Origin of the sequence: Mesorhizobium sp. M8A.F.Ca.ET.161.01.1.1 (assembly GCF_004792105.1) — a bacterium.
Taxonomy (GTDB): domain Bacteria; phylum Pseudomonadota; class Alphaproteobacteria; order Rhizobiales; family Rhizobiaceae; genus Mesorhizobium.
Map to the genome: position 1 here is coordinate 1 of NZ_SRTD01000059.1, position 493 is coordinate 493.

General features: G+C 60.2%; 1 protein-coding gene. It reads left to right on the forward strand.

Features of this window, described 5'->3' with window-relative positions; all coding sequences use genetic code 11:
* Positions 1–493, forward strand: a 493-nt coding sequence (locus EN804_RS34570; RefSeq protein WP_189602145.1) for an aromatic amino acid lyase, incomplete at both ends; no start/stop codon positions are given.

Genomic DNA, 493 nt, shown 5'->3' on the forward strand with positions numbered 1-493 from the left:
CGATGTGTTCGATAGCTGCGCGACAATCATCGACCGAGAACTGGCCTCCGTGACAGACAATCCGGCGCTCGCCGGGTCACCGGAAGAGCCCATCGTATGGTCGCAGGCTCACGCGGTGGCCCCGGCCCTTGGACAGGCAGCCGATAGTCTTGCCATCGCACTCTCCCAGATCGCGGCGATGAGCGAACGGCGGATTGACAGGCTCGTCAACCCTCTGGTGAGCGGGCTTCCTCCATTTCTCGCTTCCGATCCCGGCAGCCATTCCGGTTTCATGATCGCGCAATATACCGCAGCTGCGCTGTCCAACGAAAACCGGCGCCTTGCGGCGCCCGCTTCCACCGATGGCGGGCTGACCTCCGCTCTGCAAGAAGACTTCCTGGCTCATCCAACCGCCGCCGCCAACAAGCTCCTCGCAATTATCGAAAATGCCGAATATATCCTGTCGATAGAATGGATGGCGGCGACACAGGCGCATGATTTCATTCAATCCGTT